The 14,054-nt window shown below is 39.3% G+C and carries 17 protein-coding genes; 16 read left to right on the forward strand and 1 reads right to left on the reverse strand.

Translation table 11 applies throughout. The annotated features are described in order from the left end of the window. Positions 1 to 5 precede the first annotated feature (5 nt). Both deoB and JOC54_RS07090 read left to right on the forward strand, forming a co-directional pair. Positions 6 to 1,190: a phosphopentomutase gene (gene deoB, locus JOC54_RS07085; RefSeq protein ID WP_035418379.1), complete on the forward strand. Its 1,185-nt coding sequence runs from the start codon at positions 6 to 8 to the stop codon at positions 1,188 to 1,190. A 36-nt stretch (positions 1,191 to 1,226) separates the two neighbouring features. Further along, positions 1,227 to 2,534 (forward strand): pyrimidine-nucleoside phosphorylase, encoded by a 1,308-nt coding sequence (locus JOC54_RS07090; RefSeq protein WP_204465343.1) that lies wholly within the window; start codon positions 1,227 to 1,229, stop codon positions 2,532 to 2,534. A gap of 59 nt (positions 2,535 to 2,593) precedes the next feature. Here the strand turns inward: JOC54_RS07090 and JOC54_RS07095 are convergent, their stop codons facing one another. Then, entirely contained in the window at positions 2,594 to 3,016 is a 423-nt protein-coding gene (locus JOC54_RS07095) for a pyridoxamine 5'-phosphate oxidase family protein (RefSeq protein ID WP_204465345.1), read from the reverse strand. A 141-nt stretch (positions 3,017 to 3,157) separates the two neighbouring features. On the opposite strand from JOC54_RS07095, the gene JOC54_RS07100 reads away from it, so the two are divergent. The 14 genes from JOC54_RS07100 to JOC54_RS07165 all read left to right on the forward strand — a co-directional run bounded on the left by JOC54_RS07100 (position 3,158) and on the right by JOC54_RS07165 (position 13,962). Continuing rightward, entirely contained in the window at positions 3,158 to 3,571 is a 414-nt protein-coding gene (locus JOC54_RS07100) for an organic hydroperoxide resistance protein (RefSeq protein ID WP_035418383.1), read from the forward strand. Positions 3,572 to 3,587: 16 nt separating this feature from the next. After that, on the forward strand, positions 3,588 to 4,379 hold the full coding sequence (locus JOC54_RS07105; RefSeq protein WP_204465347.1) for a VLRF1 family aeRF1-type release factor: 792 nt from the start codon (positions 3,588 to 3,590) through the stop codon (positions 4,377 to 4,379). Positions 4,380 to 4,512: 133 nt separating this feature from the next. After that, a complete protein-coding gene (locus JOC54_RS07110) occupies positions 4,513 to 5,901 on the forward strand; it encodes an MDR family MFS transporter (protein WP_204465349.1) in 1,389 nt (462 codons plus the stop codon). 69 nt (positions 5,902 to 5,970) lie between these two features. Then, positions 5,971 to 6,168, forward strand: coding sequence for a DUF2188 domain-containing protein (locus JOC54_RS07115; protein ID WP_054793989.1), 198 nt, complete (start codon positions 5,971 to 5,973; stop codon positions 6,166 to 6,168). A gap of 91 nt (positions 6,169 to 6,259) precedes the next feature. Further along, entirely contained in the window at positions 6,260 to 7,036 is a 777-nt protein-coding gene (locus JOC54_RS07120) for a polysaccharide deacetylase family protein (RefSeq protein ID WP_204465350.1), read from the forward strand. A 104-nt stretch (positions 7,037 to 7,140) separates the two neighbouring features. Continuing rightward, positions 7,141 to 8,307, forward strand: a complete 1,167-nt coding sequence (locus JOC54_RS07125; protein WP_204465351.1) for a D-alanyl-D-alanine carboxypeptidase family protein — start codon at positions 7,141 to 7,143, stop codon at positions 8,305 to 8,307. Between the two features lie 108 nt (positions 8,308 to 8,415). Next, positions 8,416 to 8,760: an anti-sigma F factor antagonist gene (spoIIAA, locus tag JOC54_RS07130; RefSeq protein WP_035418390.1), complete on the forward strand. Its 345-nt coding sequence runs from the start codon at positions 8,416 to 8,418 to the stop codon at positions 8,758 to 8,760. A 3-nt stretch (positions 8,761 to 8,763) separates the two neighbouring features. Beyond that, complete coding sequence (gene spoIIAB, locus JOC54_RS07135; protein ID WP_035418392.1) at positions 8,764 to 9,204, forward strand: anti-sigma F factor; 441 nt, start codon at positions 8,764 to 8,766, stop codon at positions 9,202 to 9,204. A 12-nt stretch (positions 9,205 to 9,216) separates the two neighbouring features. Beyond that, positions 9,217 to 9,978: an RNA polymerase sporulation sigma factor SigF gene (gene sigF / locus JOC54_RS07140; protein ID WP_204465352.1), complete on the forward strand. Its 762-nt coding sequence runs from the start codon at positions 9,217 to 9,219 to the stop codon at positions 9,976 to 9,978. 114 nt (positions 9,979 to 10,092) lie between these two features. Continuing rightward, entirely contained in the window at positions 10,093 to 10,551 is a 459-nt protein-coding gene (spoVAC, locus tag JOC54_RS07145) for a stage V sporulation protein AC (RefSeq protein WP_204465353.1), read from the forward strand. Positions 10,552 to 10,566: 15 nt separating this feature from the next. Further along, complete coding sequence (gene spoVAD / locus JOC54_RS07150) at positions 10,567 to 11,574, forward strand: stage V sporulation protein AD (RefSeq protein ID WP_204465354.1); 1,008 nt, start codon at positions 10,567 to 10,569, stop codon at positions 11,572 to 11,574. Next, positions 11,574 to 11,927, forward strand: a complete 354-nt coding sequence (gene spoVAE, locus JOC54_RS07155) for a stage V sporulation protein AE (protein ID WP_035418393.1) — start codon at positions 11,574 to 11,576, stop codon at positions 11,925 to 11,927. Before spoVAD ends, spoVAE begins: the two co-directional genes overlap by 1 nt. Continuing rightward, positions 11,928 to 12,512, forward strand: coding sequence for a stage V sporulation protein SpoVABEA (gene spoVAEA / locus JOC54_RS07160; RefSeq protein ID WP_204465356.1), 585 nt, complete (start codon positions 11,928 to 11,930; stop codon positions 12,510 to 12,512). Continuing rightward, the gene (locus JOC54_RS07165) at positions 12,502 to 13,962 is read left to right on the forward strand and encodes a spore germination protein (RefSeq protein ID WP_204465445.1); all 1,461 of its coding nucleotides are present in this window, start codon (positions 12,502 to 12,504) and stop codon (positions 13,960 to 13,962) included. The genes spoVAEA and JOC54_RS07165 overlap by 11 nt, the downstream gene beginning before the upstream one ends. Positions 13,963 to 14,054 lie beyond the last annotated feature (92 nt).

The following is a 14,054-nucleotide window of genomic DNA, read 5'->3' on the forward strand; positions in this document are numbered from 1 at the left end:
TTTGTATGTCACGATTATTTGATCGAGTATTTGTCATTGTAATGGATTCAGTAGGGATTGGAGCTGCTCCAGATGCAAAAGAATTTGGAGATGAAGGCACAAATACGCTAGGTTCCATTGCCGATGCTTTTAATGGCTTAGAAGTTCCGCAACTTGAAAGCTTAGGATTGGGTCATATCGCGCCTCTAAAAGGTGTCGCTGATCATCAAGCACCACTTGCGAGTTATGGCATTATGCAGGAAGCCTCAGTCGGAAAAGATACGATGACAGGACATTGGGAACTAATGGGATTATTAATTGAGGAGCCTTTCAGCGTATTTCCACATGGTTTTCCTGATGAATTATTAGATGAACTTAAGCAGATGACAGGAAGAGGGATTCTAGGGAATAAAGTAGCTTCAGGTACTGAGATTCTTGATGAATTAGGTCAGAAGCATGTGGAAACTGGAGACTTAATAGTCTATACGTCTGCAGATTCAGTTCTGCAAATCGCGGCGCATGAAGAGATCGTTCCAATTGAGGAGCTTTATCAAATCTGTGAGAAAGCTCGTGAGTTGACACTGGATCCCAAATATATGGTGGGTAGAATTATCGCAAGGCCATTTATCGGAGAAGAAAGTGGCTGGAAACGCACTGCAAATAGGCATGATTACGCGTTAAAGCCTTTTGGCAAGACGGTGATGAATGAACTTGAAGATGCTGGGTTTGCCTCAATTGCATTAGGGAAGATTTCTGATATTTATGATGGTGAAGGAGTCACTCAATCAATACGAACGGTTTCAAATGATGATGGGATGGAAAAATTAGTAGAGCAATTACAAGAAGACTTCACAGGTCTTTGTTTCTTAAACCTAGTCGATTTTGATGCATTGTATGGCCATCGTCGTGATGTCAAAGGATACGGAGATGCTATTATACGCTTTGACAAACAATTACCAGAAATTATTGATCAAATTGGGGAACGAGATTTGCTTGTTATTACAGCAGATCATGGGAATGATCCAACCCACTCTGGGACTGATCATACAAGAGAGCTTGTTCCATTGATCGTTTATAGTAAGTCTCTTCAATCCGTGGACCTTGGAACGAGAATGACTTTCGCAGATGTTGGGGCGACGATTGCTGATAATTTTGCTGTGAAGATGCCTGATCATGGTTTAAGCTTTTTAAACGAACTAAAGAAGAAATAGAGTGATTACTGATTAATTACGGGAGCGTGCTGCACGATGAGAATGGTTGATATTATTGAGAAAAAAAGAGATGGAAAAGAACTTAACAAAAATGAAATCTGGTGGTTTGTAGAACAGTATACTGACGGGAAAATCCCTGATTATCAAGCGTCGGCTTTGGCAATGGCTATTTATTTTCAAGATATGAACCAAGCCGAGCGAGCTGAACTCACGCTAGCGATGGCTCATTCAGGTGATCAAATTGATTTATCCTCAATCGCAGGTATTAAAGCGGACAAGCATTCAACTGGTGGTGTGGGTGATAAAACAACCATTGCGCTTGCACCACTGGTTGCCGCTGCGGGCGTCCCTGTTGCGAAAATGTCAGGTAGAGGACTTGGTCATACAGGTGGAACAATTGATAAACTAGAAGCGATTCCAGGCTTTTCATGTGATATGTCAACAGACGAGTTTATTGATCATGTCAATAAAAATTTAATAGCTGTAGCAGGGCAAACAGGAAATTTAACGCCAGCCGACAAGAAGTTATATGCACTTAGAGATGTGACTGGTACAGTAAATTCCACTGCTTTAATCGCTAGTTCGATTATGAGTAAAAAAATAGCGTCTGGGGCAGATGCGATCGTTCTTGATGTCAAAACAGGATCCGGTGCTTTTATGAAGACACTTGATGATTCGGTTGAGCTTGCTCAGGCAATGGTTGAAATTGGTACAAAAGTTGGTAGAAAAACAATGGCCGTTATATCTGATATGAATCAGCCACTAGGGCTTGCTGTAGGGAACGCGCTTGAGATTAAAGAGGCTGTTGATATTCTTAAAGGAGAAGGTCCAGCAGATGTAAGAGAACTATGCTTAGTTCTTGGAAGTCATATGGTTTATTTAGCTAAGAAAGCTGATTCAGTTAAAGCTGCCCGCGCAAAACTAGAGGAAATTATAGATAGTGGACAAGCCGTTGATGTATTAAAAACGTTCATTCAAACACAGGGTGGGGATGCAGCCATTGTCGATGATGAGTCTCTTTATCCTACTGCTAAATTTCAAATTGAAGTGAAGGCAGAAGAAGAAGGTTACATCAGTGAGATTGCCGCTAATCAATTAGGTGTGGCTGCAATGCAGCTCGGCGCAGGAAGAGCGACAAAAGAAGATGAGATCGATTTAGCTGTCGGTCTCGTGCTTGAGAAAAAAATGGGTGATCAAGTTAGAAAAGGAGACACGCTCGTTACCTTACATGCAAATCGCGAAGATGTAAGCGAAGTACAGCAACTAGTGTTAGATTCCTATAAACTTGTGAAAGAAGAAGTCGCTAAACCAACGCTTATTTATAAAGAGATTTATCCTGTATAAAAAAACCCGCCAATTTTGGCGGGTTTTTTTGTGTATAAAGATCATTCTTTTGAATAGACTCAATCAAACGAGATATCGTAGGGGGTGTTATCACCTTTGTTCATTAAGCGAATGGTGGTTGGCTTAAGCTCTAAAAAGATAAAGGAAGGGTCTTCTGGGCCTTTAAAGTAATGACTGAGTGAATCGCTCCAATACTTTTCTTTAAGCTGGATATCATCTTTAATTACGGCTTTACCTTGGAACTCAATAAACGCATCTTCATAGCCTTCACCAGTATAGCCAAGCAACACATGAACATTAGGATTTGCCTCAATTTCTTCTGCTTTATACGTATCTTTATATGTTGGTGAGAAGAGGGTAAAGCCATCATGGTAAAAGCTCATGTAGCGAGCATGGGGTTTGTTGCCTTTAACCGTTGCTAGCGAGCCAATTTTATGATCCTTCATCACTTTAAGTATTTGTTCCTTCACGTGGTTGTCCATTTTTAATCACTACCTTTTCATTGGAATTTAAACCTAGTATTCCTCTATTGTCGAAAATAAAACATATAAAAAAGGTTTAATAACAGATGTGAACGTCTATACACTCCATGTAAGTAGATTGATAGAAGGAGTGTTTTACAAATGGCAGATATCGTATATACATCAAGCGCAACGGCAAAAGGTGGACGTGAAGGTTCAGTTAAGTCAGATGATGCAAACGTAGATTTGAACTTGGTCAAACCAGGTTCTAAGAAAGAGGGAACGAATCCTGAACAGTTATTTGCGGCAGGGTATGCTTCCTGTTTTGATGGCGCTTTAAATTTAATGGCGTCAAATGCAAAAAAAGAAATCGAATCCACTACAACAGCGCATGTTTCTTTAGTGAAGGACCCTTCAGACGGTGGCTTTCAAATTGGAGCAGAGCTTGAAGTAGTCGTGAAAGGTGTGTCTGAGGAAGAAGCTCAGGAGCTCGTAGAGAAGGCACATGAATTTTGCCCCTATTCAAAAGCGACGCGCGGGAATATTCAAGTTAAATTAACGGCAAAAGCAGAATAACTGAGGAGGCTGACCATTGTCACTAACAAATGAGATTAAGCGATTTAAGCAAATTCATTGTGAAGATGGCTGTTTGTCAATTTATTTACGTACATCAATTACAAGCGTAGATCAACAAAAAGGCGAATGGAAAATCCGGTTAAAGAATGGGCTGAAAAAGCTAGAAGAATACTTGGAAGTTAGCGACAATGGGCCGCAGTTAGCTGCCTTTAAACGATTAAAAAAAGAAGCAGAAAACCAAATAAAAGAACTAGCAACAAACATGCCTATAAGCGTTGTTTTTATTGGCTCTTCAAGCGGTGAATGTCACCTAAAAAAACTTCAGGTCCCTGTTGAAAATGACTTTAGGTGGGAACAAAATCCCGTAGTTGATCAACTTGAGCATCTAACAACGAAATACCCGTTGTCTGGCATTGTGATGATCAAGAAGACGGATGTACATCTTGTTGAAACAAGCTTAGGGGAAGTCATGGAGGAAAAGCAGTTTAGTTGGGATGTTGATACGGAAGACTGGAAAGAATATGTTGGTGCTAAACCACAGGCGGAAGCTGGTGCGGCATTACATCGTGAGCAATATGCAGATCGGTTTGACGCAAATCAGCAGAGGTGGTTTAAGAAGATCGCGCAAAAAATAGAAAAAAATGCAAAACAACGTAATTGGGATTCCATACATCTTACTGGTTCACCAGATCAAACCTCTGAATTCTCCCGGCAGTTTGCTATAAGAAAAGTCAACATCATGAAGAAAAATTTAACAAAGTTGAAGCCTCATGAAATTATAAAAGAAGTAAATGAATCAACTGTTTAACAAAAAAAGTTTGTGCTCTTTGCACAAACTTTTTTTTCGTGTCTCGAAAGAAACGTTTTGACAGATAAAGATCTTGATCGATATAATGAGAGGATTAGTATAGTTGAATAGCCAATGAAAAGAAGGTTTTGGAATGGACGAAACAAGAGAAGAAATTCCTCAATTTAATAAGAAGCCTCTTATTGCCGTTTTGTTAATCGGGGCATTTGTTGCCATATTAAATCAAACGTTACTTACTACTGCGCTCCCGCACTTAATGACTGATTTAGAGATTAATGAAAATGAGGCGCAATGGGTAACAACTATTTTTATGCTAGTTAATGGAATAATGATTCCAATAACGGCTTTTTTAATTGAAAAATTTACGGCACGATCGCTCTTTCTCACGGCAATGATTATGTTTGGGATTGGTACACTTATTTGTGCTATCTCTCCATCATTCAGTATGCTTCTCATTGGTCGGGTTGTTCAAGCGTCAGGTGCAGGTATTATGATGCCATTAATGCAGACCGTTTTTCTGTTAATCTTTCCAAAAGAAAAAAGAGGGACAGCCATGGGGATGGTTGGTTTAGTCATTTCATTTGCCCCTGCAATTGGTCCGACCTTGTCTGGTTGGCTCGTTGAATCGTATCATTGGAGCATTCTTTTCTGGATCCTTATGCCCATCGTAGTGTTCGATATTATTGCTGCTATCTTTGTCATGAGAAATGTGACAACGTTACGTCATCCTAAATTAGACAGCCTGTCGATTATTCTCTCAACACTTGGTTTTGGAGGATTACTATTTGCTTTTTCTAATGCAGGTCAGGCGAGCTGGGGAAGCCCACTTGTTTTTATTCCACTACTAATTGGTGTATTATCACTGTTCCTATTTATTAAGCGTCAGTTGCGCTTACCACAACCAGTATTAGAGTTTCGTGTATTTACATACCCTGTTTTTTCATTGACAACTGTAATTGGAATGTTGGTCTTCGTTTCGCTCGTTGGACCAGCAACGATCCTGCCAATTTTTATGCAAAATATGCAAGGGTATAGTGCTTTTGAGACAGGTTTAACCATTTTGCCTGGCGCGGTTCTAATGGGGATTATGTCTCCAATAACTGGACGAATTTTTGATAAAATAGGAGCCAGAAGCTTAGCGATTATTGGCTTAACGCTCATTTTTGTTTCTTCGCTTTTATATACAAACTTAACAACAGACACGAGTCTCACTTATTTAACAATTGTTTATGCGGTTCGAATGTTTGGTTTATCCCTTGTTCTAATGCCAGTCACAACAGCGGGATTAAATGTCCTACCAAGAGAATTAATTCCACATGGGACAGCAATGAACAACACAATGCGTCAAGTATCAGGGTCCATTGGCACAGCAATCTTGGTGTCTGTGATGACGGCTTCTACTTCCACAGAAAACAGCGAAGCTATGATTCAAGGTGTAAACAATTCATTTATCGTCGCGACTTGTGTTGCTTTTGTTAGTTTAATACTTGCTTTTTTTATAAAGAAAAATGTAACAAGGTAAGTGTCCTTTATGTTTTGTTTTCTACTAACAGGGTATATGATATGTAGAAACAGATAAAGGAGAGATAGCATGAAAGAGTACACGGTTACACCTAATAAAGATGCTACAACTTGGTTTTTAAAAGTCGAAAACGTTGCTCCTTTTGAGGAGTTTGATAAACAGTCTTCTGCAATTGAGGCTGGCATGAAAATAGCTGAAACAAATCAACCTAGCCGACTCATTATTTTTGATGAGCAAAATCAAAAACAAGAAATAAAAACGTTTTAAGCAAACAGGCCATTGAGGCCTGTTTTTTTAGTATAAAGGCTTAATTCATCCATATACTAAAAGCACTTATGGTAAAAGTGAGGCTTTTAGAATGAAACGTTTAACCTATGTTTTTTTATCGTGTTGTTTAATACTTCCTGTTCTTGGTTGTTCTTATACACAGCCTGAGAGCAGTCAGGCACTTCATCGAAAAAATGGTGAACCAAACGCAGCGCAAGGAATGGACCATCACAGACAGTATGAAAAGGACTCCATATATGCACGATCGTCCATCTCATCAGGTGCTGAAGGGAGATTACAATCCAAAGGCATGAAGCATCATAAACATGTTGTTGCGCTTACTTTCAATGACGGGCCAATTCAAAATGAGACAGATACATTGTTAGACTTATTAAAAGAATTACATGTGAAAGCAACATTTTTTGTAGTTGGCAACCAAATTGAAGGAAATGAATCAACGATTAAGCGTATGGTAGCTGATGGTCATCGGATTGGAAATCATTCCTTCACTCATCAGAATTTAACCGAATTAACGATTAGTGAGATAAAAGAGGAAATTTCTAAAACAGATGATTTGTTAGCTAAAGCAGTCGGTATTCGTACGGATATGGTGCGTGCCCCATATGGGTTGATTCCGATTAAGGCAAAGAAATGGTTAGCGAATAATCACTATCATCTTATAGGCTGGGATGCTGATTATGCTAGTCGTGAAGAAATTGATAGACTTGAGAATGGAACGATTATGCTTTTCCATGAAGGGAAGCATGACTCTATAGCAGACATTCAAACAAAAATTGAAACGCTAAAAAGCGAAGGATACACGTTTGTAACAGTTCCAGAGCTTTTTCAAACAAATGGCTTGAAATGAAGCGTACATGACGTACGCTTTTTTATTTTTATGTATAGATCAATGTGTAAATGGTAAGAATAGCGAATAGTTTTTTACATAATGGAACAATGGAGGATAAGCAGATGAAAAGAAAGCTTCTTTTAATAGTTTTAATGATCTCTTTACTAATTGGATTAATAGTGAAACCAGCGTATGCGACCGAGGGAACAGAGGTAAACCTAGCAGAAAAAGCACTGTCTGCGATAGTCATTGAACGAGATACTGGAGAAGTACTCTATGAAAAAAATAGCAACAAAGCGCTCCCTCCAGCAAGTATGACCAAAATCATGACCATGTTATTAATTATGGAAGCGATTGACGAAGGAAAATTAAAGTATGAAGACATGGTAACCGTTAGTGAGTATGCAGCGTCAATGGGTGGTTCGCAAGTCTTCCTAGAACCTGGCGAACAAATGAGTGTAGACGATTTATTAAAAGCAATTGCAGTTGCATCTGGTAATGATGCTGCTGTTGCAATGGCGGAGCATATTGGTGGTTCTGAAGAAGAATTTGTGAAATTGATGAACGATAAGGCAGCAGAACTTAATTTGGAGAATACCACTTTTCAAAACACAAATGGCTTACCGGTAGCCAATCACTTTACTTCCGCACATGACCTTGCTGTGATAGCAAAAGAATTGCTTAAGTATGAAAATATCACTTCTTACACAGGCATCTATGAGGACTATTTACGGAAAGGGACGGATAAAGAGTTCTGGCTTGTTAATACGAATAAATTAGTCCGCTTTTATCCGGGGGTAGATGGATTAAAAACGGGATTTACCCAAGAGGCTAAATATGGTCTAACGGCGACTGCTAACAAAAATGGAATGCGCGTGATTGCCGTAGTGATGGGTGCACCAACACCAAAAGATCGTAATGCAGATATTTCTTCATTACTTGATTATGCTTACGCCCATTACTCAACAAACAAGCTTTATGAAAGAGGCGATATTCTTGGCGAAGCGCACGTAACGAAAGGTCAAGAAAAGACTGTACAAGCAGTTGTTCCAGAACAAGTTTCGGTGCTTATTAAAAAAGGCGAGAATGTTGATGAAGCAGAAGTAACTATCCAATTGAATAAAGACTTACAGGCACCTGTTCAAAAAGGCGATGTTGTTGGACATCTTTTAGTAGAAAAACAAGGTGAAACTTTAATCAAAACAGACCTAACCGCTGCTGAAACAATTGAAACCGCATCTTGGTGGGAGTTATTTAAGCGATCTTTGTCTACTTTTGCTGGAAAATAAATGATAAAAAGAAGTTTGCACTTTTTACCACTAGTTTTGTCATATGCAAGGATTTTTCTTAGTAAAGATGGAATCTAAGCGATAGAAAAATTAGACGGAGGTGCCTTCATGAGTTTACAGATGGAATTGGAACAAAGAGGTCATGTACTTTTAATTCGTTTAGAAGGTGAATTGGATCATCATGCAGCAAAAGAATTAAGAGCAAGAGTGGAAGCATTAATTGCTCACACAACACACATCGTATTGAACCTTGAAAAATTATCGTTTATGGATAGTTCAGGATTAGGTGTGATACTAGGCCGCTATAAGCAAGTGAAAGCAAATGGTGGAGAGATGATTGTTTGTGCGATATCGCCATCAGTGGAGAGACTGTTCGAGATGTCAGGCTTATTCAAAATTATTCGTTTTGAAGAAAATGAAAGCTTTGCTCTGCAAAATTTGGGGGTGGCATAAACAATGACTAATAAAATGGAACTAGCTTTTAGTGCAAAAAGTGAGAATGAATCGTTTGCTCGTGTTACAGTCGGCGCATTTATCGCTCAGCTTGATCCAACAATGGAAGAGTTGACCGAAATTAAGACAATTGTATCCGAAGCTGTAACAAACTCAATTATTCATGGTTATGAAAATGATTCAAGTGGACAAGTTTTTATTTCAGCAGCGATACGAGAAAATGAAATTGAATTAATTATCCGAGACGAAGGCATTGGAATCTCTGATGTTGATGAAGCAAGGCAGCCATTGTATACATCAAAACCAGAGCTGGAGCGTTCGGGAATGGGTTTCACAATTATGGAGAATTTTAGTCAGGATATGAAGATTGTTTCAGAACCGTTAATTGGGACAACCGTTTATGTAAAAAAGCAGCTTACTACAACAAAGGCCGTGTGCAGATGAGGGGTCTTACTGATGAGCGCAGAGCTGAAAAAAAACAATAAAAAAACATTGACTGATGGCGAGGTTAAGGACTTAATTCTTAAAAGTCAGCAAGGTGATACTGAGGCTCGCGATCTAATCGTAAATAAAAACACTCGTTTGGTCTGGTCTGTTGTCCAGCGCTTTATGAACCGTGGTTATGAAGCGGAAGATTTGTTCCAGATAGGCTGTATTGGCTTAATAAAATCGGTTGATAAATTTGACTTGTCGTACGATGTGAAATTCTCGACTTATGCAGTCCCTATGATTATTGGGGAGATTCAGCGATTTTTAAGAGATGACGGCACTGTAAAAGTGAGTCGTTCTATTAAAGAGCTGAGTAATAAAATACGTAAAACAAAAGATGAATTAACAAAAGAGTTAAGACGAACACCAACTGTAAATGAAATTGCATTGCATCTTGATGTATCGCCCGAGGAAGTCGTATTTGCCAGTGATGCAAACAGAAGTTTAACATCCATTCATGAGACGGTCTATGAAAATGACGGAGATCCAATTACGTTATTGGACCAGATTGCCGATCATACACAAATTAAGTGGTTCGATAAAATCGCTTTAAAGGAAGCAATTCGTGATTTAGGGGAACGTGAGCGATTAATTGTCTATCTTCGTTATTACAAAGATCAAACCCAATCAGAAGTGGCTACTCGACTCGGCATTTCGCAGGTGCAAGTATCACGTTTAGAAAAGAAAATTTTAGAGCAAATGAAAGAAACAATGTCTGAAACTCAATAGCTATTGCCGTTTTAAAAAGACTTTTCAACTTGAAAAGTCTTTTTTTGTTTAAACACGCATTGAACAAAATGAAATGCACCATACTACAAGAGATGAATGATCTTGGGGGCTATCATGACAAATGAGCGAAAGGCTTTATTATACAAAGAAAATATCACATTATATAAGCCGAAAAATAGAGTCTTAAAAAATGGATTTCTTTCGTTTCTTTCTGGTGGTTTTATATGTTTTCTTGGACAACTTATTTTTAAGGGCTATCAGCATTATTTTCTATTAAGTGATCAAAGAGCAACCAGCTTTATGATAATAACGTTGATCGGATTAGCTGCTCTGGCCACGGTTTTAGGCTTATTTAAAAAAGGTGCCCAGCTTTTTGGAGCTGGATTGCTTGTACCTATTACAGGTTTCGTGAATGCGATGACGTCTACAGCTTTGGAGTACCGAACAGAAGGCATCTTAATTGGAGTTGGTTCTAATTTGTTTCGGTTAGTTGGTCCTATTCTTATGGTCGGCATAGGAGCAGCATATATCGTTAGCTTTTCGCGCTTGTTTATTCAGATGCTGCTTCATTAAGAAAGGAGGATTACTATGGGGCTTATGCATCGGGTCTTGCACTTCTCAGAGCCCGTTTACGTAGAATCAAGCGGTACTGCAGTAGGTCCTAAAGAGGGTAGAGGACCTCTTGGCCGATCATTCGATTACCATTATGACGATTTAAGATGTGGTGAAAAAAGTTGGGAGCTTGCAGAGCAGGCATTAATGCGTATGGCCGTTAAACAATGTTTGGAAAAAAAGCATATCACAGCGGATGCGATTGATTTATTTATTGCAGGTGATTTAAACAATCAAACAACCGTATCAAGTTATGTCGCAACTGAACTGAAGCTTCCTTTTTTAGGAAGTTACTCAGCCTGTGCAACGTCAATCGAAACCCTCTTGTTAGGTTCAGTTTGGATAAATGGTGGTTTTGCTGATCGTGTTCTTTGTGCAGCAAGCAGCCACTACGGAGTTTGTGAAAAGCAGTTTCGCTATCCAACTGAATTTGCTTTTCAAAAGCAAGAGAACGCTCAAACAACGGTTACAGGTGCAGGTGCTCTTGTTTTAAGTAAACGAAAAAGCCCTATTCAAGTAACAGGCGCAACCATTGGACGTGTAGTAGATTTCGGTCTTTCCAATCCACATCAGCTAGGGGCAGCTATGGCTCCTGCCGCAGCTGAGACAACAATGGCCTTCCTAAATAAAACAGACCAGTCAGTCAATGACTTTGACTTAATTGTAACTGGTGATTTAGGCAAATCCGGTAGTGAGATATTCCGGAAATTGCTCAGAGAACAAGATGTGTTATTGAGCAAGGGCTACGAGGATTGCGGCGTCATGATTTATGGGAACGACCAAAAAGCTTTCGCAGGTGGAAGTGGCGCTGGATGTTCAGCCTCTGTCATATTTGGTCACATTATGAATGAAATGCTAGCAGGTTCACTAAAAAAAGTAATGGTTATCGCAACTGGAGCTTTGCTAAGTTCCATTACCGTACAACAAAAGAAGACAATTCCAGCAATTGCACATGCCATTGTATTAGAAAGGAGAAAGCTGTAATGGACCTTTTATACGCTTTTTTAATCGGTGGTGCCATTTGTTTATTTGGGCAATTGTTGCTTGATATCGTGAAATTAACTCCTATTTCAATGCTGATTGTTTTGGTTCTTGTTGGTGTCGTGTTAGATGGCTTTGGGCTGTATGAACATTTAATTGCGCTTGCTGGAGCAGGTGCAACCGTTCCATTGACGGGATTTGGTTATTCTCTTGTGCATGGCGCAATGGAAGGTGGAACGAATGGTCTCTTTTTTATTACCGATGGTGTTTTTGAGATCGCATCAATAACTATTGTTTTTTCTATATTATTTAGCGTTGGAGCGGCAGTGCTTTTTAAACCAAAGGGGGTTGCTTAAGTGCATCAAGTAATTTTTGTGACAGATGGAGACTTAGCAACGAAAAAAGTACTTGAATTAGTTGCATCAGAATTAGATTGTCGTGTTATAAGTGCTTCTTATGGAAATCCATCGACGATTGATAAAGAAGAGCTGGCAGCTTGTATTTTAAGAGCCCCTCATGTTCCAATTCTAATCATGTTTGATGATTGTGGGATTCGAGAAAAAGGGCCAGGTGAAGAGGCAATGACCTTTCTTGCGCATCATAACGAGATTAACGTTATTGGAGCTGTGGCAGTTGCTTCTCAAACACATGCACGGGAATGGACCCATGTTGACCTGTGTATTGACCGGTTTGGTGAAAGAACAGCATATGGTGTTGATAAAGAAGGCTTGCAAGAACTTGAAATCGGGAGAATTAATGGAGATACTGTTTCAATCCTTGACGAGTTAAATATCCCTTTTGTCGTTGGTATTGGTGATATTGGTAAGATGGCTCGATTCGATGATGTGAAAAGAGGGGCACCAATAACAAAAAAAGCAATAGCGAGTATTCTTGAAAGGAGTGGCTATCTTGAAAGATCCTTCGAAACCGATGACATTTAGCAAAAATCTTGCAGAAAATGAAGCGATTTTAACAGAACGTTTAGGCTTGGAAAAATCGTTTGATGTTGGCGTCCGTAAACTTAAGATTTTTAATAAAGAAATTCAGATCTACTATTTAACTGGTCTTGTAGATAATTTATATATCATCGAAATACTGCGCGAATTGATGGAAACTGAAAGTCGCCTTCGAAGAGCGGAAGACCCTTTTTTAGCCGTTAAAAATCATATTGCCCATATTCAAGTAGAAGAAACCGACTCTATGGACAATGCTATTACCCAAGTACTATCAGGGTTAATTTTTGTCCTGGTAGATGGTACAGCAAGAGCACTTATTGCCGATGTCCGATCTTATCCAGGTCGTGGACCAGAGGAACCAGATACCGAGCGTGTTGTACGCGGTTCTCGAGATGGATACACGGAGAATATTATCTTTAATACGGGATTAACAAGAAGGCGAATTCGTGATGAACGATTACGGCAAGAAATTATGCAAGTGGGCGTTCGTTCAAAGACGGATGTTTGTGTTTGTTATATTGAAGGAATTGCAGACCCAGGTCTTGTTGATATTGTAAAAAAAGAACTTTCATCAATAAATGTCGATGGCTTAACGATGGCTGATAAGGTTGTGGAAGAATACATTGTTAAACAAGGCGTTAATCCTTTTCCGCTTGTTCGCTACACAGAAAGACCAGATGTTGCTGCGACACATATCTTTGAAGGGCATATTGTTCTTATTATTGATACCTCTCCTTCGGTTGTTATTACACCAACAACACTATTTCATCATGTTCAACACGCTGAAGAATATAGGCAAGCAGCAGCTGTGGGAACATTTTTACGATGGATGCGTTTTGTAGGGATTTTATTTTCTTTGTTAATTGTTCCATTTTGGCTTTTGCTTGCTAATCACCAAGAGTTACTTCCTCCAGCACTTGATTTTGTTGGAGTAAATGAGAATAAAAATATTCCGATTGCCCTTCAAATTGTTTTTGCCGAAGCGGGGATTGAATTATTAAGGATGGCAGCCATACATACCCCTTCACCACTTGCAACTGCTTTAGGTTTAGTTGCTGCTTTATTAATTGGGGAAATGGCGATTGAAGTTGGCTATTTTACAGCAGAAGTCATCTTATATGTTGCCCTTGGGTCGATTGGTATGTTTGCCACGCCAAGTTATGAGCTTGGGGTTGCTCTCCGAATGGCTAGGTATGTTTTAATTTTGGCTGTTGCCTTTTTTGGACCGCTTGGCTTTGTTCTATCGCTGACGCTCTTGTTTTTCTCTCTTGTTAAATTAGCACCACTTAACAAACCATATATGTGGCCATTCCTTCCATTTGATCCACCGGCACTGTATCAGATCCTTGTACGGACAAGCGTACCAACTGTGAGGTGGCGACCAAGTATTGTCCATCCAATTGATAAAATTAAACAAGCACCTAAGAATCAATAGTGGTCAAATCAGCTAGTTTTTGATACACTAATTGAAAAATGTGAAAAAGTAGCTGAATGGCTTCGCCACAAGCTACTTTTTTTCAGCTGTAG

The organism is Shouchella xiaoxiensis, assembly GCF_016907895.1.
Taxonomy (GTDB): Bacteria; Bacillota; Bacilli; order Bacillales; family Bacillaceae_D; genus Shouchella; species Shouchella xiaoxiensis.